This window comes from Streptomyces triticirhizae, assembly GCF_003696235.1.
In the GTDB taxonomy this organism is placed as follows: Bacteria; Actinomycetota; Actinomycetes; order Streptomycetales; family Streptomycetaceae; genus Streptomyces; species Streptomyces triticirhizae.
Map to the genome: position 1 here is coordinate 1 of NZ_RFFJ01000100.1, position 23078 is coordinate 23078.

Consider the following 23078-nt stretch of genomic DNA (forward strand, 5'->3'; position numbering starts at 1 on the left):
CGGAGCCGGCGTGGGACGGGGGCGCGGCGTCGGCCGCGTCCGCCGCCGGGGCGGTCGCGCGCGCCGGGGCGGTCGCGCGCGCCGGGGCGCCGTCCGGCTCCGGGCTCTCATCCAGGTTCAGCTTCGGAAGGTGCAGCGCGTCCTCGGCGGCGTTGTCGCGTGAGGTGGTCCGCTCGACGGTCACCGTGGAGTCGACCGTGCCCCCGACCCCGGGTCCCCCGTTCTCGGTGATCACGCAGTCGAGCAGGGTGAGTTCGGCGCCGTCCGCGCAGGCGGCGCCGCTCGCGCCGTTGCCGGTGAGGCGGGCGTCGGCGAGCGTCAACGAGGAGCCGGCGTTGGCGGTCAGCGCGCCCTGGAGTCCGCTGCCGCCGATGGAGCCGCCGGTGAACGAGCAGGTGCTCGCCTGGAGCGTGGCGAGCCCCGGACCCTCGGTCGCCCCGCTCAGCGCGCACTCCGCCAGCCGCGCGGACGAGGAGCCGGCCACGCTGACGCCCATCACGCGCGGTTCGGCGACGGACAGCCGGGTGGCGGTCAGCGCGGACTCGGCCTCGAGCAGCACCCCGTAGGCCCCGCCCCGCACCCGGGTGTCCCGCAGCGTCGCCTCCGATCTGTGCAGCGCGATCGCGTCGCCGCCGGGCTGGAGAACGTCCGTGTGGGCGACGGCGACCGTGGCCCCGTCCTCCGCGACGATCCCGCACTCCTTCGACGCGGCCACGCAGCCGTTCTCCAGCGTCGCCGTCCCCTTCTCGGTGACATGGAACCCGGACGGGCCCTGCGCCCGCTCCACCAGGACGCGCCGGGCGGTGAGTTGGCCGCCGCCCGTGGTCCAGACGCCGACGTTCCCCGCGTCGGAGACCGTGGTGTCCTCCATGACCACGACGGCCCGGTTCCGCACGATCACCCCGGCCTCGCCCGGGGCCCTGACCTGGGTGCCGAGGAGCGCCGCCGTGGCCCGGCCGTCGATCACCACGCCGGCCGTGGCGGCCTCCTCGACCCGGCACCGCTCGATCCGCGCGTCGGAGCCGCTGGTCACCCAGACCCCGAAGGCGCCGGCCTGGCGGACCGTGACATCCGCGAGCGTGAAACGGCTGCCCCGGTAGAAGTCCATGGCGTTGGCGGTGGTGTCGGCCACCGTGCACGACTCGATGACGCCCACCGCGTCGGAGCAGGCGACGCCGCCGCCCGTGACATGGCTGCGGCGCAGGAACAGTTGGGCCCCGCCGGCCGAGACGGCGGTGCCGGAGATGCTGGAGAGGACGCACTCCTCCACCGTCAGCTCCCCGCCCACGACCTCGACGGTCGGGGCCTGCTCGTGGAAGTTGCGCAGCGTCAACCGGTGCAGGACCACCGAACCGCCGTTCTCCACGCGGACGTTGGGCTCCCCGCCGCAGTCGATCGTCACGCTGCCCAGGGCGTCCCTGGCCTCGATGCGCACCTGGCCCCAGACGCGGCAGGCGGGCATCCGGTAGTGCCCGGGCTCCACCACGATCCGCAGTGGTCCGGTGGCCGCGTTGAGGGCGTCCACCAGGTTCCTGAAGGCGCGGCGGGACGTCTGCGAGACGACCAGTGCGCGCACGGGCCCCTCCTGGCGGTCGGCGGTTGCGGTCGGCGGCGCGGCGGGAAGGCAACTCGCCACGCTGGCGGGACGGTTCGTCACCCCAGCGTAACGGCCCGCCGACGGAAGCCCCCGGCGGGCGTCGCGCCTCGGACGCGGCCCGCGTCCCGCGGCGGCGGCGACCACCGGGCCGAGATCTTCCGCGCGGCGATGCCGACCCCGCCCGACGACCTCCACGCCCGGATTCCCGTGGCCCGAGAACGTAGGGGCCGGGGCGCCGGGGCTCAGGTCGGGCCCGGGCCGGGCCGCGCGTTCCGGCTGGGCTCAGGTCGGGCCCGGGCCGCCCAGGATGCCGCGCTCGTAGGCCCTGGCCACCGCCTCGGCGCGGTCGTTCACGCCCAACTTGGCGTAGACATGCGTCAGATGCGTCTTGACCGTGGCCTCGCTGACGAAGAGTTCCCTGGCGATCTCCCGGTTGGACGTGCCGCGCGCGACCAGCGCCAGCACCTCGCGTTCCCGCGCCGAGAGCGGCCCGCCGGCCGGCGAGCGGACGGCCGAGACCAGCCGGGACGCGACGGCGGGGGAGAGGACCGTGCGGCCGTCCGCCGCCGCCCGCACCGCCGTGAACAGCTCCTCGCGCGGCGCGTCCTTCAACAGGTAGCCCGTGGCGCCCGCCTCGATGGCGGGCAGGGTGTCGGTGTCCGTGTCCCAGGTGGTGAGCACCAGCACCCGGGCGCGGGCGCCCCGCCTGGCCAGCTCGGCGATGGCGTCCACCCCGCCGCCGCCCGGCATCCGCAGGTCCATCAGCACCACGTCCGGGTCCAGTTCGACGGCCAGCGCGACCGCCTCCACCCCGTTGGCCGCCTCACCCACCACCTCGAACCCGGGCGCGGAGTCGAACATCCCCCGCAGCCCGTCCCGCACCACCGGATGGTCGTCGACGACCAGCAGTGAGATCACCCGCCCGGAGGCCCCGGCACCGGCGGCGCCGTGCGTCGCGTCGTTCATCGCGCGCCCGTCTCATCGTTCATGGCCCACCAACGGTACGCGAGCCGACACCGCCACCCCGCCGCCCGGCTCTGACTCCACGGTCAGCGCGCCCGCGATGCGCTCCGCGCGGGCCCGCATCCCGTCCAGGCCGAACCCCGTGGTGGCGGTGCGCTCCGCCGGCTCGGACGGGTCGAAGCCCCGCCCGTCGTCGCGCACGTCCAGGGTGACCTCGCCGTCCATGAAGCTGAGGGTCACGCCGACCCGGGAGGCGTCCGCGTGCTTGGCCACGTTGGACAGCGCCTCCTGGGCGATCCGCAGCAGCGTCGCCGAGACCTCCCCGTGCAACCGCTGCGCCGCGCCCGTGACCACGAACTCCGCCCGCACCCCGGTCCGTTCGCCCCACTCGGCGACCGTCTTCCGCAGCGCCTGGGGCAGCCCGTCGTGGGCCAGCCCCACGGGCGCGAGGTCGCGCACCGAACGCCGCGCCTCGCCCAGGCTGTGGCGCGCCAGCCGGGCCGCCCGGTCCAGATGCTCGTGGGCCGAGGCCGGGTCGGGCAGTTCGGCGACGGCCCGGAGCTGGGCGATGATCCCGGTCAGCCCCTGCGCGATGGTGTCGTGGATCTCGGCGGCCAGCCGCCTGCGCTCGTCCGCGATCCCCGCCTCCCGCGCCTGGACGAGGAGTTGGGCGTGCAGGGCGGCGTTCTCGGCCAGGGCCTGCTGGAGCGCCGCGTTGGTGCGCTCCAGCTCGGCGATGGTGGCCGCCTGGACCCGGGACCGCTTCTCCTCGTGCTCGGCGAAGTGGACGATGATCGTCAGCATCGCGTTGTTGGCGACCAGCAGTCCGGCGAACGCCAGCCAGGTCGCGCCCGAGGCGAACGGCATCCCGCCGGCCTGCGAGCCCGCCACGGGAACCGAGCAGGCCACCATCCCGAGCCGCCACCAGCGCCGGGGCAGCAGCTCGGCGGCGTCGAAGTAGCCGGCGGCGGCGTAGAAGGCGAAGAACGGGTTGAGCCAGGTGAGGACGAAGCCCAACGCCCAACGCACGGCGAAGTAGCCGACCGTGGCGGCGCTCGGGTCCGGGTGGGCGGCGATCGCACGGGCCCGCCACACCTGGAGGACGACGGCCGCGACGACCAGCCCGGCGGCGGCGACCCGTTCGCCCGTGCCCGGCGTGAGTTCGCCGGCGACCAGCACCAGCGGCAGCGCGATGGCCAGCAGCCCGCAGGGATGCCACCGCAGGTACAGCGCGCGGCGCCGCTCCATCTCCGCTCCGGCCGCCGTCATCCCCCCAGTCTGCCCGCCCGGCCGACCCGACTCGACGGCGTGCCCCCGCCGCGCGGCGCCGGGATGCCCGGCGGCGGCCCCCGTCGCGACCACTCCCGGCACGGCTCCTCCTGCTGCCGCTATTCCCACCGGAACCAGCGCACCGCCGCCGCCGTCAGCACCGCCGTCCAGGCGGCGGTCACGCCCAGGTGCGACCAGGCGGGCCAGTCGCCGACGGCCGCCTGGTCGAGGGCGCGGGCGGCGGCGCCGAACGGGGTCGCCTCGACGACCCGGGCCATCACGTCCGGCATGGTCCGCACGGGCAGCCACAGGCCGGTGCAGAACAGCATCGGGAAGAACACCACGGTCCCGATCGCGCTGGCGTTCCGCGCCGTGCGGGCCCACGCCGAGATGAGGGCCCCCAGGGACAGCGAGGCGGCGAGGGCGAGCAGCAGCACCAGGAGGTAGGCGGGGAACTGGCGCGGCAGCGCCACGTCGAACACGACCCGGCCCAGCGTCACCGACAGCAGCGCCGACACCAGGCCGGCGACGCCGTTGAGCACCATCTGCGCGGAGAGCAACGCGGCGGGGCGGACGGGCGTCGTCGACATCCGGCGCAGGATGCCGCGTTCGCGGTAGCCGGTGATCACCGGCGGCATGGCCTGCGCGCCGACGACGATCAGGCCGATGAGCACGGTCACCGGCACATAGATGTCGATGGGGCGCAGGCCGTCGAGGTCGTCGCTGACCTCGCGGAACATCGGGATGCAGCCGAGGATCGCCAGCAGCAGCGGCGGGAAGGCCAACACCCAGAACAGGCTGCCCGGTTCGCGCAGATACAGCCGCGCCTCGGCCCGCAGCACGGCGGTGCGGGCGGCGCGTCGGGCGGTGGCGGGGGCGGTGGTGGCGGACGGTGGGGATGCGTTCATCGCGGGGCTCCGGGTCGGGCGTCGATGCGGGCGGGTTGGTCAGCGGTCCGGCCGGGTCTCAGGGCGTGCCGGTCAGGGCGTGCCGGTCAGGTCCAGGAACGCGTCGTCCAACGTCGCGTCGCTGACCCGGAGTTGATGGGCCGTGATGCGGCGCCTGGCCAGCAGCGAGATCACCGCGTTGACCGTCTCGTCCGTCCCGCCGAGGGTGATCCGCCCCTCCCGCCGCTCGACGGAGGCCAGCGCCGGCAGCGCGGACAGCTCCTCGTCGTCCAGCGGCACCGACGGCGTGAACGAGATCACCGTCGAACGCGCCAGCCGCGCGATCAGCCCGCGCGGCGTGTCCAGCGCGGTGACGCGGCCGTTGTCGATCAACGCGATCCGGTCGCAGAGCCGCTGCGCCTCCTCCATGAAGTGCGTGACCAGGAGCACGGTGACGCCGCCAGCGCGGACGTCCTCGATCAACTCCCAGGTGTCGCGGCGGGCTCGCGGGTCCAGGCCGGTGGTCAGCTCGTCCAGGACGACGACGCGCGGGTTGCCGATCAGCGCGAGCGCGATGAACAGCCGCTGCTTCTGCCCGCCGGAGAGCCGGCCGAAGCGGGTCGTCAACCGACCGGTCAGGCCGAGCCGTTCGGCCAACGGGCGCCAGTCCAGCGGGTGCGGATAGAGCGCGGAGTACAGCTCGAGCGCCTCCCGCACGGTGAGCTTGGCCTGGAGTTCGCTCTCCTGGAGCTGCGCGCCGAGGACCCGCGTCACCTCGTCGTGGTCGGCGACGGGGTCGAGGCCCGCGACCCGCACCCGGCCCCCGTCGGGGACGCGCAGGCCCTCGACACACTCGACGGTGGTGGTCTTCCCGGCCCCGTTCGGGCCGAGGATGCCGAAGATCTCCCCCTCCTCGACGGCGAACGAGATGCCGTCCACGACATCCCGTCCTCCGTAGGACTTCCGCATTTCACTCACTTCGACGACGGCCCCGTGGACCGCCGCGCTCCCGCTGGCCAAGGTCATGCCCCGACCCTCCCGCACCGCCGTCACCCACGACATCGCCCAACGGGATCGCCCCACCATCAACCGATCGGCTGATGCCCACCCGCGACCGCTTCGCCTGAACGAGTGGGCGCGGTGCTTCCGCGGGTGCGTTCGGTGAACCATGCCGTCCTGTGGGGAGGCGAGCGGGAAAGTGCGAAATCTGGAGGAAGAGCGGGCGGTTCTGGGATGGGTGGGCCGTTCCGCGGATTCCTTCCGCGCCGAGTTGGCCTCCTCACGGGACTGGGCGACGCGGGCGGGTGCCGAGGTCGAGCGATTACGGGAACGGCGTGACCCGGAGTGCCCCCCGTCGCAGGCGGAGTTGGATGCGTCCGACCGGGCGACGCGGCAGCACAGGCAGCCTGCGCAGTGGCACAGGGCCGCGTGGACAGCGCGGAGGTCGAACTGACGTCGGCCAGACTGCTGGCGCGGGAGGCGCTGGAACTGCGGCGGGAGGCGGCCCGCGTCTGCGCCGGTGAGATCGAGGACGCCGCCTACAGCGGTCTCCGTACCCGGACCTGGCTGGAGGGGGCCGTCCGGCGCGGCTCGTCACTCGCACCCCTGATCGGGCGGTCTGCCCACCACGGCCCGGCTCGGCCGGTCACCGGCGATCTGGGCGACGAGGGCACGGGCGAGGAGTCTCCACCCAACGAGGAGGAGAACGACGCCGGGGGCATGGAGGGAGACGGTTCCTGGCCCCGAGAATCCGCATTCCCGCGGCAGCACGAGGAAACGATCGAACAGGCGGCTGAGGAGTACGGCGTTGACAAGGTCACACTCACCGCCCTCCTGATCAAGGAGGGTTCGGGGCGCGCGTGGTGGGCGAATCGTGTTCTCGGGCCAGGGTTCCTCTTTCTGCCGTTCGAGGCGAACGGCCCTTATCTGGGGAGAAACCAGACGGTGGGGATCGCGCAGATGCGGCCCGACGTCGCCCAACGGCTGTTGAGGGACAACGGGGCCGAGGTTTCCGAGCGGGATGCCCGCGTTCTCCTCACGATGGATGACGAATGGGCCATTCGTCTCGCCGCAGCGGAGTTGAGTCATCTCAAGGAGGAACTCGCGATAACCGACAGGCAGGCTTGTGTCGCCTACGCGGGGGGAGCCGGGGAGGATGTCACCCGGGCCTGGCTCGACGGCGCCCCCCGAGAGAGAGCGCCGCTGATGTACGAGCGGGAGGACGGCGCGGCCAGGCACCACGAACTCGCCGAGGAGTACTGGGAGTGGGCGGAGATCGAGGAATCCGGTGCGGGTGAGGGCGGCGGCGACGGAGGAGGGACAACGGGGGACGAGGGGGGATCAGGCGGGTGACCGTGCGGGTGGGGCGGAGCGTGGCGGTGGGGATGGCCGTCGGCGTCGGGGCGCTGGTGGTCGGCTTCGCGGCGTTTGTCGTCCTGTACGTGTGGGCGACCGACGGGCCGACGCCGGTCTCGGGGGAGGCGCGGGAGGAAGTGGTCGGCCCGGCCGAGGTGGTGCACTCCGTCGAGACGTCCAACGCCACCGGCGCCGACGGCTACGAGATCGCCTTCCTGGTGCTGGACCCGCCCGGCGAGGGGCTCGGGAGTCCCGGGGCCGAGGAGGCGGAACGGGCTCGGCTGGCCGGGCTCGGCTGGGAGTTCGCCCCCGATGCTCCGTCGGCCGACGACGGTTGGCCGGTGTGGGCGTTCACTCCCCGGCACAACGCCTCGGTGGAACTCCAGCCGCTGCCGGAGTTCCTGGCGTCCGGGAGCAGCGTGCTCCCCGAGGACGAGTTCCGGGACATCGAGGAGCGGTTCGCCGAGCGGGACGACCTGGTCGTGGCCCGGTTGCGGCCGCACCGTCCCTGAGGGCGGCCCGCTCAGTCACCGTCCGGCGCCGGCCCGTCCAGGGCGGCCAGCCGGTCCCTGGCCTCGGCCGCCTCGGGGAGGCCGGCGGCGGCGTAGCCGGTCAGGGCCTCGCGCCAGTGGGCGCGGGCCGCTGGCCGGTCGCCGAGGCCGGCGTGCGCGGCGGCCGCCCCGGCGTGGGAGTGGGCCAGCGCGACCCGTTCGCCGGCCTCGGCGGCCAAGGCCAGCGCCTCGCGGTGCAGCGGCAGCGCGCGCTCCGGCGCGCCGGCGCGGGTGTGGCCGCGCCCGAGCGCGTTGAGCGTCTCAACGGTCAACTCCGGCTCGCCCACGGCCCGCGCGATCGCCAGCGCCCGCCCGTGCAGCGCGAACGCCCGTTCCGTCGCGCCGCGCAGCCGGTGCAGCGTGCCCAGCTTGACCAGGCAGTGCGCCTCGATCTGGCGGTAGCCTGACGCCCTGGCCAGGGCCAGGGCGTGCCGCGCGTGCGCGAACGCCGCCTCCTCGTGGCCCAGTCGGGTGCGCACATCGGCCAGCACGCAGTGGGTGTTGGCCTCGACGGCGCGGTCGCCGTGGGGCGCGCGGAGTTCCAGCACCCGCTCCAGGTGCGCCCGCGCCTCGTCGAGTCGCCCCAGGGTGCGCAGCGTCCGGCCCATGTTGACCAGCACCGCGCAGTGCGCCCGCCAGTTGGCGCGGGCGCCGTCCAGCGCCTCCTCGAACTGGCCCAGCGCGCCCGCCAGATCGCCCCGGCGCAGGCTCACGCCGCCCAGGCCGCCCAGCACCAGCGCGGCCAGCGCCGGTTCGCCGGCGGAACGGTAGGCGGCCAGCGCCCGTTGGAAGTGGTCGGTGACCCGCGCGAGGTCGCCGCCGGCGAGGTTCATCGTGGTGCCGAGCGCGCGGCGCGCGTTGGCCTCGGCCAGCCGGTCGCCGGCGGCGGTCGCCGCGTCGAGGGCGCGGCCGTGCAGGGCGAGCGCCTCGTCGAAGTAGCCGCCCACCCGCAGATAGAGGTTCAGCGTCTCGGACACGGCGACCGCGAACGCCGGCTCGGCGTCCCGGGTGAGCGCCAGCAGGTTGGCACGCTCGGCGCGCAGCCAGCGCAGCGCCGCGTCGTTCCCGTCGAACGCGACCGGCGGCCCGGGCGGCGGCGGGGCCTTGGGGCGCGGCGCGTAGTCGTGGGGCGCGAACACGTCCATCGCGGTGGCGGCGGCGTGCAGGAGGTGGCGGCGCAGCCGGCCCAGCGCGGCGGCGCGTTCGGCGGCCGGCTCGGTGGCGACGGCGCGTTCGGCCGCGTACTCCCGCAGCAGGTCGTGGAGCCGGTACCGCCCCTCGCCCGCCTCGTCCACCAGATGCGCCCTGGCCAGCGCGGCCAGGCAGACGCGGGCGCGGGGCGGCGGGAGCCCGGTCAGGGCGGCGACGCCCTCGGCGTCGAGGTCGGGCCCCGGGGGGAGGCCGAGCAGCCGGAAGACCAGGGCCGTGGTGGGCTCCAGCCGCCGGTAGGACCAGGAGAACACCGCCCGCATCGCGGTGTGCGGGTCGCCGTCGAGGTCCAGCAGGTCCAACGCCCCCTGCTCCCGTCCGAGTTCCTCGGTCAGCTCGGCGACGGTGAGGGCGGGGCGCGACCTGATCAGCTCGGCGGCGACCCGCAGCGCCAGCGGCAGCCGCGCGCACCGGTCCACCAGCGCCCCGGTCGCCGCCGGTTCGCCCGCGACCCGCTCCCCGAGTAGCTCCCGCAGCAGCCGGCCGGCGTCCGCCGGCGGCAGCCGGTCGAGGCGCAGCCGCTCGACGACCCGCCCGCCGGCCCCTTCCTCGGCTTCCCCGGCTTCCCCGGCTTCCTCGGCGCCAAGATCTTCGAGGGCGTCGCGGCTGGTGACCAGGGTGAGGCAGGTCGAGCCGCCGGGCAGCAGCGGGCGGACCTGCTCGGCGGCGTGCGCGTTGTCCAGCAGGATCAGCATCCGCCGCCCCGCGACCAGGGAACGGAAGCGGGCGGCGCGCTCGGCGACGCCCTGCGGCGCCGCCGCGCCCTCGGGCCCGAGCGCGCGCAGGAAGCCGGCCAACGCGTCCTGGGGCGCGACGGGTTGGCCGGGGCCGTAGCCGCGCAGGTCGACATAGAGCTGGCCGTCCGGGAACCGCGCCCGGCCGCCGTGCGCCCAGCGCACCGCCAGCGCCGTCTTCCCGACGCCGGCCGTGCCGGTGACCGTAGCGACGGCCCCTGGCGACCGCGCCAGCAGGGCGTCCAGCCGCGCCAGTTCGGCCTCGCGGCCCACGAACTCGCGCACGTTCAAAGGGAGTTGCGCGGGCACCACCATGGGCACCGCCATGGGCACCGCCACGGGCTCCGCCCTGGCCGACCCCGCCCCGACGGCCCCGGCCCCAGACCCGACGGCCCCGACGGCCGGCGCGCCCGGCGCCGGGTCCGGCCGGGCGCCGGCGAGGACGGCCCGCTCCAACTCCCGCAGCTCGGGCCCGGGTTCGAGCCCCAGCTCGCCCGCCAGGGCCTCCCGCGCCGCGCGGTAGGCCGCCAGCGCCTCCGCCGGCCGCCCCGCCCGCCACAGCGCGGTCATCAGCAGCACCCGCAGCCGCTCCCGCAGCGGGTGAGCGCGCACCACCGGCGCCAGCTCGGCGGCCACCTCCGTGTGTCGGCCGAGCGCCAACTCCGCCGCGTACAGGGCCTCCAGCGCGGCGACGTGGCGGGCCGCCAGCCGGTGGGCCCAGCCGTCCAGGGCCGGCAGGTCAAGGCCGGCGAACGGCGCCCCCCGCCACAGCGCCAGCGCGGCGCGCAGCGCGGCGACCGCCCGCCCGGGGTCCTCGTCCGCCGCCGCCAGCCCCTCGCCGACCAGGGCCTCGAACCGTTCCGCGTCCAACTCGCCGACGTCGAGCCGCAGTCGGTAGCCGGCCGGCTCCCAGGCCAGCCGGTCGTCCTCGCCGAGCCTGCGGCGCAGCCGGTGCACCTGGAGCTGGAGCCGCTGCCGGCCGCGCGCGTCCGCGCCCTCGCCCCAGAGCGCTTCGGCGAGCGTCTCCCCCGGCACGGGCCGCCCGGCGCGCGCCAACAGCAGGACGAGCAGGGTGCGTTCGAGGCGTCCCGACAGCCGCTCCTCGCGCCCGTCGCGCAGGATGGCCACCGTGCCCAGCACCCGGAACCTCATGGTCGTGTGACAAGCCTCCCCGCTTCTGGCCGTGCGGGGTACCAGTGTGCCGACCGCCCCGGAACCGGCGACCGCCCGAGCGGCCCGGGCGTCGAGAACCGGCCACCGCCGCGCGCCGGCGCTGGCACCCGGCCCCCGCCGGCACCGCGCGCGATCCCGCGTGGAGTCGCGCACGAGCGCGCACGGAGTCGCGCACGATGCTGTGCGAAAGTGTTTGACGGTCGCCGAGGAGAAGGACGTAAGCTGAACGGGCCGGGGGCGCTCTGTGCCGTTTCCCGGCTTTCTTCCTGCCCGGCCGCCGTTCGCGCCGGCGCGCCCGTCAAATTTGGTCAGCCCAGCCCAGCCCATCAGTCAGCCCAGCCAACCCCCGTCGCTCCCCGTCGCCCGAGGACCCCATGGAACCCGTCACACAGCCGCCCGATCCCGAGACCAGTACGGCCGACCCGGAGTCGGAGGCGATACCCCGCACCGTGGTGCTGGTCATAGGCGTGCTGCTGGCCGCCGCGTTCGTGATGATCCTCAACGAGACCGTCATGGGTGTGGCCCTGCCGCGCCTGATGGAGGACCTGGAGATCTCCGCCGCCACCGGCCAGTGGCTCACCACCGCCTTCATGCTGACCATGGCCGTGGTGATCCCCACCACCGGCCTGATCCTCAAGCGGTTCACCACCCGCGCCGTCTTCCTGGCCTCGATGACGCTGTTCACCGCCGGCACCGCGCTGGCGGCGGCGGCCCCCGGCTTCCCCGTGCTGCTGGTCGGCCGGATCGTGCAGGCCGCCGGCACCGCCGTGATGATCCCGCTGCTGATCACCACCGTGTTGATCTTCGTCCCCGCCGCCCGGCGCGGGGCGATCATGGGGCTGATCTCCATCGTGATCTCCGTCGCGCCGGCCATCGGCCCGACGTTCTCCGGGCTGATCCTGTCCGAGCTGAGCTGGCGGTGGATGTTCCTCTTCGTGCTGCCGGTCGCCGTCGTGGCGCTGGTCGTCGGCTCGTTGAAGATCAGCAACATCACCACCCCGAGCGAGGCCCGCTTCGACCTGGTGTCGATCGCGCTGTCGGCCATCGCCTTCGGCGGGCTGGTCTACGGGCTGAGCAGCATCGGCGAGGCGGCCGAGGGCGACACCCCGCTGCCGCCCGCGCTGCCGATCGTGGTCGGCGCCCTGGCGCTGCTCGCGTTCACCGCCCGCCAGGTGCACCTCCAGCGGCAGGACGGCGACCGGCAGCCGCTCCTGGACCTGCGCCCGTTCCGCAACCGCGCGTTCACCGTGGGCCTGGTGATGCTGCTGGTCTCCATGGGCGCCCTGTTCGGCACGCTGATCCTGCTGCCCATCTTCCTTCAGAACGTGCAGGATCTGAGCACCCTGGAGACCGGTCTCGTCCTGTTGCCCGGCGGTCTGGTCATGGGTCTGATCGCGCCGCTCTCCGGCCGGCTCTACGACCGGCTGGGGCCGCGTCCGCTGGTGGTGCCGGGCGCGTTCGTCGTCGCCGCCGCGCTGGCCGCGATGCAGCTGCTGGAGACCGACAGCCCCACCGGCCTGGCCATCGCCGTGCACATGGTGCTCAGCGCCGGCCTCGGGCTGCTGATGACGCCGCTGATGACCTCCTCGCTCGGCTCGCTCCCGGCCGACCTCTACTCGCACGGCAGCGCCATCCTCAACACGCTGCAACAGCTGGCCGGAGCCGCCGGCACGGCGCTGTTCATCACGGTGATGACGCGCAGCGCGACCTCGGCGGCCGAGGGTGGCACCGAGCCGATCGCGGCCCAGGCGTCCGGCATCCACGACGCGTTCCTGTGCGGCGCCGTGCTGGCGCTGGTCGCGGCGGCGCTGTCGTTCCTCATCCGCCGCCCGCAGGCCCCGGCCGCCGCCCCGGAGGCGGGCGGCGGAGCCGGCCAGGACACGGACGAGGCCGTGCCGGCGCCGCTGCACTGACCCGGCGAAGCGACAACGGAACGCCCAACGCACCGGGCGCGCGCGACCGTTCGCGCGCGCCCGGCCGCGCGTCCGGGCGCCCCCGGCGGGCTTCCGTTACTCCCGTTCCCCCTCCGCGCTGCGCCGGAGCACCTGCCGGATGCCGGCGAAGTGGTCGCGCATCGCGGTCACCGCGCGCGCCGTGTCGCCCGCCTCCAGCGCGGCGAGGATGTCCTGGTGCCGCTCGCGGGTGACCCGCGCGTCCTGCCGCTCCTCCCGCAGGTCCTCGCGGACCCGGTGGAACGCGGCCCAGAACGCGTCCAGCACCTCGCTCAACAGGTGGTTCCCCAGCGAGCGGTAGAGCGCCAGATGGAACGCGCGGTCCGTCTCCGCGCTGATCCGCCCCGTCTCGTCCGCCTCGCGCTCCATCGTGGCGACCAGCCCCCGCAGCCGCCCCAGGTCCTCCTCGGGGATGTCCCCGGCCACGCTGCCGATCAGCCCGGCCTCCAACGCCTCGCGCACCTCCAGCAGTTCGGCCAGGCTGGCCTCGCCCCTGCGGTGCCGGACGGCGGCGCGGAAGACCATCCCGTCCACGAACGAATCCAGGCTGAGGCTGCCCACATACGTTCCGAACCCGTGCCTGATATCAACGATGTTGACCGCCTGGAGCGCCTTGAGGGCCTCCCGCACCGAGTTGCGGCTCACCTCGAAGAGGCTCATCAACTCGCTCTCGGTGGGCAGCGGATCGCCGGGTGCCAGGCGGCGGGTGAGGATCAGCTCCCTGATCTGGCCCTGCACCTCGTCGGACATCATGCGGCGGGCCATCAAGCCCCTCCTCTGCTCGCGGTCCCGCCCACCGATCCCGGTGACGGCCCGATGATCACCTGTTCTTGACCTGGAGTTCACATTCTGCCACCGGGGTCCCCGGGAGATGGGACATGGGACGTCCAGACCCTTGACCCCCGTGCCCACCCGATTCTAGGTTCCTAGGACGTACAACGTAGGACGTCCGGCGCAACGGCCGGGAGCCCTGCGGAACATGGCGGAAACCTCCGCTTCCGAGCCGCGCTGGAGGCACAGTGACTCCCCTTTCCGGTGGCATCTCCGGTGCCCTCGCCGGGCGACCCCCCGGCCAACCGCCCCTGGACCGGCGCTCGTTCCTCCGCCTGAGCGGCGCGCTCGGCGCGGCCGGCGCGCTCACCGCGAGCCTGGGCGCCTGCACCGGCCCGCCGTCCACCATCGGCACCGGCGGGCGGGGCGGCGCCGCGCTCGACACCCTCACCGCCGTCATCGGCTACGGCAACGACCAGAGTTGGGACCCGACGCAGACCGCATCGGCGTTCTCCATGGCGGCCAACCACCACATCTACGAGGGCCTGCTGGACACCGACCCGATCACCCGGGCCCCCTACCCCGCGCTGGCCACCGCGCTGCCGGCCGATCTCACCGCCACCACCTGGACGTTCACCCTGCGGGACGGCGCCACCTGGCACGACGGGGAGCCGGTGACCGTCGAGGACGTGCTGTTCACCTTCGACCGGGTGCTTGACCCCGAGGTCAACACCCTGGCCAGGTCGTTCTTCGCCAGCTGGCTGGAGGGCGTGCGGGCCGTCGACGAGCGGACCGTCGAGCTGGACTTCCGCTTCCCGTTCCCGGACGCCGCGCCCCGGCTGACCATAGCCAAGATCATGCCGCGCCACGTCTTCGGCGAGGAGGGCGCCTGGGACCGCGCCACCGGCGGCCTCGCCGTCGGCTCCGGCCCCTACCGGCAGACCGCCCACCACCCCAAGTCCAACACCACCTTCGAGGCGTTCGAGGGCTACAACGGCCCCCGCCACCCCGCGTTCCGCGCCATGAACTGGCGCTCGGTGGTGGAGGCCGCGCCCCGCGTCGCCGCGATCTCCGGCAACAGCGCCGAGGCGCAGATCGCCGAGAACATCCCCTACGCCAACGTGGCCCAACTCCGCGACGAGGGCCTCCAGGTGGAGGGCGGCGCCGGGATGAACCACCTGTTCCTGATGTTCAACACGGAGAACCCGCCGTTCGACGACGTCCGCGTCCGCCAGGCGCTGCTCCACGCCATCGACACCGAGCAGCTGATCGAGGTCGGCCTCAAGGGCTACGGCCGGGCCGCCACCTCGTTCCTCGACGAGAACAACCCGGCGCACCGCCCCGCCGCCACCGTCTACCGCCACGACCCGGACCGCGCCCGTCAGCTGCTCGACGAGGCCGGCGTCACCGACCTGAGCATCAACCTGATGGCGGTGAACGTGAGTTGGGCCGTCGACTGCCTGCCCACCATCAAGGAGTCCTGGGACGCCATCGGCGTGCCGACCACGCTGGAGCCCCAGGAGACCTCGGCGCTCTTCACCAAGATGGACCAGGACCGCGCCTACCAGGCCGTCGCCGCCGTCTCCAACCCCAACCAGTTCGGCCTCGACGCCGACCTCATCCTCCGCTACAACTACACGCGCGGCGGCCTGTGGATGAGCTACACCGGCTGGGAGGGCAGCGAGGCGGCCGACGAGCTGTTCGCGCTGATGGACCGCGCCACCGAGGAGTCCGAGCCGGAGGCCCGCCTCCAACTCACCCACCAGGCCCTCGACCTGGTCGCCGAGCAGGCCGTGCTCTACCCGGTGGTCCACAACGAGCTGCTCACCGCCTGGAACCCCCGCGCCATCACGGGCGTCCGCGCCCAGCCCTACCCGGGCATCAACGTGCTCCAGACCGGGGCGGTCGTCTCGTGACGGTCGTGCTGCGGATGGTGGCCCGCCGGGTGCTGCTGCTGGTGCCGCTGCTGCTGGGCATCATCCTCTTCGTCTTCCTGGTGATGCGGTTCTCCGACATGGACCCGGCCTCCGCCTACTTCCAGGGCACCAACCCGACCCAGGAGCAACTCCACGAGTTCCGCGAGGAGAACGGGCTGCTCGACCCGCTGCCCGTGCGCTACCTCGACTTCGTGGGCGACCTGGTCACCGGCGACATGGGCATCAGCGTGCTGACCCGAGCCCCGGTCTGGGACCAGGTCACCACCGCGCTGCCGCTCACCCTCCAACTCACGTTCCTCGGGCTGGGGATCGCGGTCGCGCTGGCGCTGCCGCTGGGCGTGCTCGCCGCCGTGTACCGCGACCGGCTGGCTGACCAGCTGATCCGGGTGGTCTCCCTGGTCGGCGTCGCCGCGCCCGCGTTCTGGCTGGCGCTGCTGATGATCCAGTACCTCGCCGTGGACCGTGGCTGGTACCCGACCGGCGGCTACATCAACCCGCAGGACTCGTTCAGCGGCTGGCTCAACTCCCTGACGCTGCCGGCCCTCGCGCTCTCCCTCCCGGTCGCGGCGCAGCTGACCCGGGTGGTGCGCACCGCGATGGTCGAGGAGCTGGACCGGGACTACGTCCGCACGGCGGTCGGCAGCGGGCTGCCTCCGGTGGTCGTGGTCGGCCGCAACGTGCTGCGGAACGCGCTGATCAACCCGCTCACCGTGCTGGGCCTGCGGGTCGGCTACCTGCTGGGCGGGGCCGTCGTCATCGAGACCATCTTCGCCCTGCCCGGCATGGGCAAGCTGATGATCGACGCGGTGCGCAACGGCGACCCGGCCGTGGTGCAGGGCGTGGTGCTCACCACGGCCGTGGGCTTCGTCCTGGTCAACCTGGTCATCGACATCCTGTACCTGCTGGTCAACCCCCGGCTGAGGAGCGCCTCATGACGCGAAGCGAGACAGCGGGGGCGAGCCGGCTGACCGGCCCCCTCACCCGCGCGCTGCGCGGCCCCGCCCGGTTGCCGGTGCTCTCCCGGGTGGCGCTCGGGCTGTTGCTGCTGGTGGTGCTGGCCGCGCTGCTGGCGCCCTGGCTGGCCCCGCACGACCCCTATGCCCAGTCCGGCAGCTCCGAGGGCCCGTCGGGGGACCACTGGATGGGACAGGACAGCCTCGGGCGCGACATTCTCAGCAGGCTGCTGCACGGCGCCCGTTGGTCGCTGGCCATCGGCCTGGGCGCGACGCTGCTGGCGCTGGTCGTCGGCGCGCTGATCGGCGCGGTCGCGGCGACCTCGCGGCGCGCGGTGGACGAGACGCTGATGCGCTCCCTCGACGTGGTGATGGCCTTCCCCGGCGTGGCGCTGGCCGCCGTGCTGATCTCCGTCTTCGGCGGCGGCGTCACGGTCCTGGTGTGCGCGATCGCGTTCCTCTACACCCCGCCGATCGCCCGCGTGGTGCGCGCCAACGTGCTGGCCCAGTACGGCGAGGACTATGTGACGGCGGAACGTGTCGTCGGCGCGCGCACCCCGTTCATCCTGGTGCGCCATGTCGCGGTCAACTGCGCCGCGCCCGTGCTGGTGTTCGCCACGGTGATGGTGGCGGACGCCATCGTCTTCGAGGCGTCGCTCTCCTTCGTGGGCGCGGGCGTGCGCCCGCCGGAGCCGTCCTGGGGCAGCGTGATCGCGGACGGCAAGAACCTGGTGCTGCTGGGCGGCTGGTGGGCCACGGTCTTCCCGGGGCTGCTGATGCTGCTCACGGTGCTGGCGCTGAACATCCTGGCCGAGGGCGCCTCCGACTCCTGGGCCGCGCCCCGCCCGCACCGCGACCTGCCCCCAGAAGTCGGTGAGACCGCCCCCGCGCCCGCCGGCGCCCTGCCGGGCCCCCGGCCGGCGGAGCGGACGAACGCCGAACCGGTCGACGACGCCGAACCCGCCGCGCGTCCCGCCCCGGTGCCGCTGCCGCTGCCCGGCCTCGAACGGGCCGGCGCCCGGCTGCGCGCGCTGGCCAGGCCGCCGGTGACCGCCGAACCGGTGCTGAGCGTGCGGGAGTTGACCGTCCGTTTCCCGGAGCGGCACCGGGGGGTCGAGGTGATCTCGAAGGTCAGCTTCGACGTCCGGCCGGGCGAAGTGCTCGGCCTGGTCGGCGAGTCCGGCTGCGGCAAGTCGCTGACCGCGCTCACCGTGATGGGCCTCCAGCCCCGCGAGGCCGAGGTCGGCGGCAGCGTCCGCTTCGACGGGCGCGAGCTGACCGACCTCTCGCCGCGCGCCCGACGCGGCCTGCTCGGCCACCAGATGGCGATGGTCTACCAGGACGCGCTCTCCTCGCTCAACCCGGCGATGACCATCCGTGCCCAGCTGCGCCAACTGGTCCGCAGGGGCGGCCGGCGCTCCCCGGCCGAGCTGCTCCGCCTCGTCGGCCTCGACCCGGAACGCACCCTGCGCGCCTACCCGCACGAACTCTCCGGCGGGCAGCGGCAGCGCGTGCTGATCGCCATGGCGCTCTCCCGCGAGCCCCGGCTGATCGTCGCCGACGAGCCGACCACCGCGCTCGACGTCACCATCCAGGCCCAGGTCATCGAGCTGCTGCTGAGGCTCCGCGCCGAGCTGGGCTTCGCGCTGGTGCTGGTCTCGCACGACCTGGCGCTGGTCGCCGACGTCACCGACCGGGTGGTGGTGATGTACGGCGGGCAGATCGCCGAACAGGGCGTCACCGCCGACCTGGTGGGCGCCCCCGCCCACCACTACACCAGGGGCCTGCTGGGCTCGGTCCTCTCCCTGGAGTCGGGCGCCGAGCGGATGACGCAGATCAGGGGCGTGGTGCCGACCCCGGCCGACTTCCCGCCCGGCTGCCGTTTCGCCGACCGCTGCCCGCTCGCCGACGCCGCCTGCGCCGAGCCCGTTCCCCTGCTCCCCGCGAGCGCCCCGGGCCACCTCGCCGCCTGCCACCACCCGGCGCCGGCGCCGAACGGCGCGCCCCCGGCGCCCGGCGCCGAGCGCCCCGCGCCCCCCGACGGCACCGGCACCGAGAGCGAGGCCAGCGCATGACCGACGACCGCACGCCGCCCCTGATGGAGCTGTCCGACGTGCACCTCGACTACCCCGTGCGCGGCGGCGGACTGCTGCGGCGCGGGGAACGGGTGCGCGCCCTGGTCGGCGCCGACCTGACCATCGCGCCCGGCGAGACCGTCGGCGTCGTCGGCGAGTCGGGATGCGGCAAGTCCACGCTCGCCCGGGTGCTGGTCGGCATCGCCCGCCCCACCTCGGGCACCGTCAGCCACCGGGGCCGCGAGCTGTGGGCGATGCCGCCCGCCGAGCGCCGCGCCGCGATCGGCGCCGGCGTCGGCATGGTCTTCCAGGACCCGGCCACCGCGCTCAACCGCCGGCTGACCGTGCACCGCCTGCTGCGCGACCCACTCGACGTCCACCGGCGCGGCACACCGGCCGAACGAGACGCCCGCGTGCGGGAGTTGCTCGGCCTGGTCGGGCTGCCCGCGCACGCGGCCGACGCCCTGCCGGGCCAGCTCTCCGGCGGCCAGCGGCAGCGCGTAGCCATCGCGCGGGCGCTGGCCCTCGAACCGGCCCTGCTGGTTGCCGACGAGCCGACCAGCGCGCTGGACGTCTCGGTCCGCGCCCAGATCCTCAACCTGCTGCTCGACCTGCGCGCCCGCCTCGGCCTGGCCATGGTCTTCGTCTCCCACGACATCCAGACCGTGCGCCGGATGAGCGACCGGGTGATCACCATGTACCTGGGCCGCATCGTGGAGGAGTCCCCGGCCGCCCGGGTCACCGGGCAGGCCCGCCACCCCTACACCCGGGCGCTGTTCTCCGCCACGCCCGGGCTGCTCGACCCGATCGAGCCCATCCCGCTCACCGGCGCGCTGCCGTCCGCGACCCGCCCACCCAGCGGCTGCCCGTTCCGCACCCGCTGCTGGAAGGCGGACGGGCGCTGCGCCGAGTCGATGCCGGACTTCCGCGACGCGGACGGCGAGACTCCCGGTGGACACCGCTTCCGCTGCCACCACCCGGTGGCGGCCGAGGAGACCACCCACCAGCTCGTCGCCCAGGCGACCGAGGCCAAGGAGCGTTCCGCATGACTCTGCCCGCCCCCCTCACCGGGGTCATCCCCCCGGTCTGCACCCCGCTGACCCCGGAGGGGGAGGTGGACACGGTCTCCCTGGCCCGGCTGGTCGACCACCTCGCGGGCGCGGGCGTCGACGGGCTGTTCGTGCTGGGCTCCACCTCGGAGGCGGCCTTCCTCACCGACCGGCAGCGGACCGCCGTGGTGGACACGGTGGTCGGCCAACTCGACGGCGCGCTTCCGGTGTTGGCCGGCGCCATCGACATGACCACGCCCCGTGTGGTCGAGCACGCCAGGGCCGCGCTCGCCGCCGGCGCCGACGCCGTGGTCGCCACCGCGCCGTTCTACACCCGCGTCCAGCCCCAGGAGGTGGCGCGGCACTTCCGGGTGCTGGCCGAGCGCGCCCAGGCGCCCGTCTACGCCTACGACCTGCCGTCCGCCGTCGGCACCAAGCTGGGCGCCGACCTGGTCCTGGCCCTGGCCGCCGAGGGCGTGCTGGCGGGTCTGAAGGACTCCAGCCCCGAACTGGCCGGCCTGCGCGAGGTGTTGGCCGGCGTGCGGGAGGGCGCGACCGCGCCCGGCTTCGCCGTGCTGACCGGCTCCGAACTCGTCGTGGACGCCGCCCTGCTGCTCGGCGCCCACGGCGTCGTCCCCGGCCTGGGCAACGTGGACCCGCACGGCTATGTGCGGCTGGTCGCCGCCTGCGCCCGGGGCGACTGGGCGCGGGCCCGCACCGAACAGGACCGGCTGGCGCGGCTGTTCGCGCTGGTCGACGCCGGCGACCCGGCCCGCATGGGGCGCGGCTCCTCCGCCATCGGCGGCTTCAAGACCGCGCTCTACCTGCGGGGTTGGATCGACCACCCGACCACGGCCGAGCCCCAGATCCCGCTCAACGAGGCGGAGACCGAGCGCGTCGCCAAGCACCTGGCGGGCGCCGGGCTGCTCTGAGCCCGACGCCCGCCATCCGTGCCGGCCGCTCAGCCCCTGCCGATGTCGATCCGGCGGAACTCGACCGTCTCGTACGGCCCTTCGAGGCCCGTCTCGTAGAGCAGCCCCACCGTGCGGCGGTCAAGCTCCACCAGATCGGAGTAGGCCGCCGGCTGCGCTGACACCGTGACCTCGGGCCGGAACGAGGCGCCCGCGTCGTCGCTGCGCCAGACCGTCAACGCCCGCCTGGCGTTCGGCTCCGAGGGCCCGGAGAAGAGCAACGGGCCCTGCCGGCCCGGCAGTCGCAGCACGCTGCCCTGCACCACCGGCACCCGCTCCAGGCCGACCTGCGGGGCCAGCGGCCCGTCCAGGCTCTCCCCGCCGTCCGACGAGTAGCCGCCCAGCCGCGCCCCCGGGTCGGTGCCGTTCTGGTCCCGCACGCTGAAGTAGAGCCGCCCGTCGGGGAGTTCGGCGACGCTGGACTCGTTGGAGTTGAGCGCGCCCTCGTAGGAGTCGTCGACGTAGCCCAGCTCCCAACTGGCGCCGCCGTCGTCGGAGTAGAGCGCGTGCGAGCCGTAGTAGCGGTCCTCGGCGCCGGTGTCGGGGGAGCCGGGCGGGGGAGCGGCCGAGTGGTTGGCCGGCACCAGCAGCCGCCCGGCGTGCGGGCCCCTGGTCAACGCGATGGCGTGCCCGGGACCCGTCGCGTACCAGCGCCAGTCGGGCCGCTTGGCCTCGTCCGTGATCTCCCTGGGCTCGCTGAACGTCGCGCCCTCGTCGTCGCTGGTCTGCACGAAGACCCGGCGGCTCTCCTCGGGCGCGACCTCGCCGCGCCGGATCGCCTCCTCGCCGACCCGGCCGCCGTTGAAGCAGGTCACCAACACCAGCCGCCCGGTGGCCGGATCGAACACCGGCGCCGGGTTGCCCCGGGTGTCCCCGTCGCCGCTGGCCACCACGGACAGCGGGCCCCAGGTGCAGCCGCCGTCGGTGGAGCGGCGCAGCACCACGTCGATGTCGCCGGTGTCGCCGGCCCCGGCGACCCGGCCCTCGGCGAACGCCAGCAGCGTCCCCGAGGGCGCGGTCACCACGGCCGGCACCCGGAAGGTGTCATAGCCGTCCGAGCCCGCGACGAAGGGCACCGAGGACAGACAGTCGGCGGGCGGCTGGCCGGCCTCGCCGGCGGCCGGCCCGGCCGCCAGCGCGGGCGAGGCGGCCAGCACCCCGAGCACGGCGGTGCCGGTCACCACCAGCAGGCCGAGTCCGGTTCGTCGCCGCACCCGGACGCGCCGGGCGGGCGGGGGTGAGGGGGCGGGGCTGGGCTTTCGAGCGAGACGGGACATGTGCGCGCTGACTCCTTCGAGAGGGCGACTCGTGCCAACGGGGCGCCGTGGGCGCCCGGTTGCCCAACATGGGACGTGGGACGTCCTACACGGTAGGGCGGCCCCCGCCGCCCGACAAGGCGCCGGACCGCACGACGTTCGGCCGTTTTCCCGCCGGGCGAGCGGCCGGCGCCCGGGCAACGACCGGGGCCGCCGGCCCGCTCGCCGCCGGCGGGCCCGGCCGGCCCGCCCCGTCCCGGCAACCCGCCGCGTCAGTCGTGCAGTTCGGCGACCGCGCGGGCGATCGGCGTCTCCCCGTTGACCAGGTCCAACGTCATCCCGGCCGTCGTCGGCCGCTCCAGCAGCGCGGCCAGCACCTCGGCCACGTCGTCCCTGGTCACCCGCCCGTAGTCGAGGCCCGGCGCCAGCCGAACGCGGCCCGTGCCCGGATCGTCGGTCAGCCGCCCCGGCCGCAGGATCGTCCAGAACAGGCCGGTGCGCGCCCTGATGTCCGCGTCCGCGGCGCCCTTCGCCCGCAGATAGGCGGCGAAGACCGGATCGGTGCCGGCCGGCGGCTCGTCGTCCACGCCCATCGCCGACACCACCACGAACCGCCGCACCCCGGCCCGCTGCGCCGCGTCGGCGAAGAGCGTGGCCGCCGCCCGGTCCACCGTGTCCTTGCGCGCCGCCCCGCTCCCCGGCCCGGCGCCGGCCGCGAAGACGGCCGCGTCCGCGCCGGCCAGATGCCGGGCCACCTCCTCCACGGACGCCTCCTCCAGGTCACAGACCACCGGCTCGGCGCCGGCGGCCAGCAGGGCTCCCGCCTGCTCCTGCCGCCGGATCAGCCCGGCCACCCGCTCACCCCGCCCGGACAGCAGCTTCTCCAGCCGCCGGGCGATCTTGCCGTGTCCACCAGCGATGACAGTGCGCATGTCTCGACCGTAACGCGCCCCCCGCCGGCCACCCCAGCACCGCGCCCCGGCGTCAACCCGCCTGCTGGCGCGGGAGTTCCAGACTCGCCTGGCTCGGCGGCCCGGCGGCGTACTCACGCACCGCGCTGGTGCGCGCCACGATCCGCCCCCGGTGCACCACCACCCTGCTGTACCCGAGCGACAGCGCCTCGGCCACCGACTCGCCCCGCACGGCGAGGAGTTCGGCCGGCGCCCCCACCGCCACCTCGGCCGGAGCCGGCAGCCCCAGCGCCGCCCGCGCCCGCGCGCTGACGGCGGCATAGGCGGCCAGCGGCGCCCGTTCCCCGCGCGTCGCCAGCAGGAACGCGGCCTCCAGCGGGTCGCCCCGCCCCACCGGGTTGGCCGCCGAACGCAACGCCCCGCCGCCGGCCGCCACCTCGACCCCCGCCGCCGCCAACTCCCGCA

The 23078-nt window shown here is 74.9% G+C and carries 17 protein-coding genes and 1 pseudogene; 8 read left to right on the plus strand and 10 right to left on the minus strand.

All coding sequences use genetic code 11. The annotated features are described in order from the left end of the window. From EBN88_RS17775 to EBN88_RS17795, 5 genes are all read right to left on the minus strand, one after another. On the minus strand, positions 1–1576 hold a 1576-nt coding region (locus EBN88_RS17775), incomplete at its 3' end, for a right-handed parallel beta-helix repeat-containing protein (RefSeq protein WP_147472753.1). A 303-nt stretch (positions 1577–1879) separates the two neighbouring features. Further along, positions 1880–2563 carry a response regulator gene (locus EBN88_RS17780; RefSeq protein WP_122184879.1) on the minus strand — a complete coding sequence of 228 codons (684 nt, stop codon included), beginning with the start codon at positions 2561–2563 and terminating at the stop codon, positions 1880–1882. 12 nt (positions 2564–2575) lie between these two features. Further along, positions 2576–3829, minus strand: a complete 1254-nt coding sequence (locus EBN88_RS17785) for a sensor histidine kinase (protein ID WP_122184880.1) — start codon at positions 3827–3829, stop codon at positions 2576–2578. Positions 3830–3948: 119 nt separating this feature from the next. Beyond that, on the minus strand, positions 3949–4737 hold the full coding sequence (locus EBN88_RS17790; RefSeq protein ID WP_122184881.1) for an ABC transporter permease: 789 nt from the start codon (positions 4735–4737) through the stop codon (positions 3949–3951). 72 nt (positions 4738–4809) lie between these two features. Further along, positions 4810–5742 carry an ABC transporter ATP-binding protein gene (locus tag EBN88_RS17795; RefSeq protein ID WP_122184882.1) on the minus strand — a complete coding sequence of 311 codons (933 nt, stop codon included), beginning with the start codon at positions 5740–5742 and terminating at the stop codon, positions 4810–4812. Between the two features lie 402 nt (positions 5743–6144). Between EBN88_RS17795 and EBN88_RS17800 the strand changes: the two genes are divergently transcribed. After that, entirely contained in the window at positions 6145–7068 is a 924-nt protein-coding gene (locus EBN88_RS17800) for a hypothetical protein (RefSeq protein ID WP_147472754.1), read from the plus strand. Then, positions 7065–7583: a hypothetical protein gene (locus tag EBN88_RS17805; protein WP_122184884.1), complete on the plus strand. Its 519-nt coding sequence runs from the start codon at positions 7065–7067 to the stop codon at positions 7581–7583. The genes EBN88_RS17800 and EBN88_RS17805 overlap by 4 nt, the downstream gene beginning before the upstream one ends. A gap of 11 nt (positions 7584–7594) precedes the next feature. Here the strand turns inward: EBN88_RS17805 and EBN88_RS17810 are convergent, their stop codons facing one another. Continuing rightward, positions 7595–10717: an AfsR/SARP family transcriptional regulator gene (locus tag EBN88_RS17810; RefSeq protein WP_158621417.1), complete on the minus strand. Its 3123-nt coding sequence runs from the start codon at positions 10715–10717 to the stop codon at positions 7595–7597. 395 nt (positions 10718–11112) lie between these two features. Between EBN88_RS17810 and EBN88_RS17815 the strand changes: the two genes are divergently transcribed. Next, positions 11113–12651 carry an MDR family MFS transporter gene (locus EBN88_RS17815; RefSeq protein WP_122184886.1) on the plus strand — a complete coding sequence of 513 codons (1539 nt, stop codon included), beginning with the start codon at positions 11113–11115 and terminating at the stop codon, positions 12649–12651. A 96-nt stretch (positions 12652–12747) separates the two neighbouring features. Here the strand turns inward: EBN88_RS17815 and EBN88_RS17820 are convergent, their stop codons facing one another. Continuing rightward, on the minus strand, positions 12748–13455 hold the full coding sequence (locus tag EBN88_RS17820; protein WP_122184887.1) for a FadR/GntR family transcriptional regulator: 708 nt from the start codon (positions 13453–13455) through the stop codon (positions 12748–12750). A gap of 254 nt (positions 13456–13709) precedes the next feature. Here EBN88_RS17820 and EBN88_RS17825 point away from each other — a divergent pair, with 254 nt between their 5' ends. From EBN88_RS17825 to EBN88_RS17845, 5 genes are read left to right on the plus strand one after another with little or no spacing between them, the layout of a single operon-like run. Continuing rightward, positions 13710–15377 (plus strand): ABC transporter substrate-binding protein, encoded by a 1668-nt coding sequence (locus EBN88_RS17825; protein WP_407703425.1) that lies wholly within the window; start codon positions 13710–13712, stop codon positions 15375–15377. Continuing rightward, positions 15374–16333 (plus strand): ABC transporter permease, encoded by a 960-nt coding sequence (locus EBN88_RS17830; RefSeq protein ID WP_122184888.1) that lies wholly within the window; start codon positions 15374–15376, stop codon positions 16331–16333. The genes EBN88_RS17825 and EBN88_RS17830 overlap by 4 nt, the downstream gene beginning before the upstream one ends. Next, complete coding sequence (locus EBN88_RS17835; RefSeq protein ID WP_122184889.1) at positions 16330–18426, plus strand: dipeptide/oligopeptide/nickel ABC transporter permease/ATP-binding protein; 2097 nt, start codon at positions 16330–16332, stop codon at positions 18424–18426. Before EBN88_RS17830 ends, EBN88_RS17835 begins: the two co-directional genes overlap by 4 nt. Positions 18427–18449: 23 nt before the next feature. Then, a complete protein-coding gene (locus EBN88_RS17840) occupies positions 18450–19475 on the plus strand; it encodes an oligopeptide/dipeptide ABC transporter ATP-binding protein (RefSeq protein WP_122184894.1) in 1026 nt (341 codons plus the stop codon). After that, positions 19472–20407: a dihydrodipicolinate synthase family protein gene (locus EBN88_RS17845; RefSeq protein ID WP_122184890.1), complete on the plus strand. Its 936-nt coding sequence runs from the start codon at positions 19472–19474 to the stop codon at positions 20405–20407. The genes EBN88_RS17840 and EBN88_RS17845 overlap by 4 nt, the downstream gene beginning before the upstream one ends. A 29-nt stretch (positions 20408–20436) precedes the next feature. On the opposite strand, the gene EBN88_RS17850 is transcribed toward EBN88_RS17845, so the two are convergent. The 3 genes and pseudogenes from EBN88_RS17850 to EBN88_RS17860 all read right to left on the minus strand — a co-directional run. Continuing rightward, on the minus strand, positions 20437–21723 hold the full coding sequence (locus EBN88_RS17850) for a sialidase family protein (protein ID WP_122184891.1): 1287 nt from the start codon (positions 21721–21723) through the stop codon (positions 20437–20439). 251 nt (positions 21724–21974) lie between these two features. Beyond that, positions 21975–22634, minus strand: coding sequence for an NAD(P)H-binding protein (locus EBN88_RS17855; protein WP_122184892.1), 660 nt, complete (start codon positions 22632–22634; stop codon positions 21975–21977). A 52-nt stretch (positions 22635–22686) separates the two neighbouring features. After that, a pseudogene (locus tag EBN88_RS17860) lies at positions 22687–23078 on the minus strand (hydrolase); the annotation flags it as partial.

Coding starts and splice junctions, on each gene's coding strand:
- EBN88_RS17780 (WP_122184879.1), bottom strand. CDS start 2,563: ATGAACGACGCGACGCACGGCGCCGCCGGTGCCGGGGCCTCCGGGCGG.
- EBN88_RS17785 (WP_122184880.1), bottom strand. CDS start 3,829: ATGACGGCGGCCGGAGCGGAGATGGAGCGGCGCCGCGCGCTGTACCTG.
- EBN88_RS17790 (WP_122184881.1), bottom strand. CDS start 4,737: ATGAACGCATCCCCACCGTCCGCCACCACCGCCCCCGCCACCGCCCGA.
- EBN88_RS17795 (WP_122184882.1), bottom strand. CDS start 5,742: ATGACCTTGGCCAGCGGGAGCGCGGCGGTCCACGGGGCCGTCGTCGAA.
- EBN88_RS17810 (WP_158621417.1), bottom strand. CDS start 10,717: ATGAGGTTCCGGGTGCTGGGCACGGTGGCCATCCTGCGCGACGGGCGC.
- EBN88_RS17815 (WP_122184886.1), top strand. CDS start 11,113: ATGGAACCCGTCACACAGCCGCCCGATCCCGAGACCAGTACGGCCGAC.
- EBN88_RS17820 (WP_122184887.1), bottom strand. CDS start 13,455: ATGGCCCGCCGCATGATGTCCGACGAGGTGCAGGGCCAGATCAGGGAG.
- EBN88_RS17835 (WP_122184889.1), top strand. CDS start 16,330: ATGACGCGAAGCGAGACAGCGGGGGCGAGCCGGCTGACCGGCCCCCTC.
- EBN88_RS17840 (WP_122184894.1), top strand. CDS start 18,450: ATGGAGCTGTCCGACGTGCACCTCGACTACCCCGTGCGCGGCGGCGGA.
- EBN88_RS17845 (WP_122184890.1), top strand. CDS start 19,472: ATGACTCTGCCCGCCCCCCTCACCGGGGTCATCCCCCCGGTCTGCACC.
- EBN88_RS17850 (WP_122184891.1), bottom strand. CDS start 21,723: ATGTCCCGTCTCGCTCGAAAGCCCAGCCCCGCCCCCTCACCCCCGCCC.
- EBN88_RS17855 (WP_122184892.1), bottom strand. CDS start 22,634: ATGCGCACTGTCATCGCTGGTGGACACGGCAAGATCGCCCGGCGGCTG.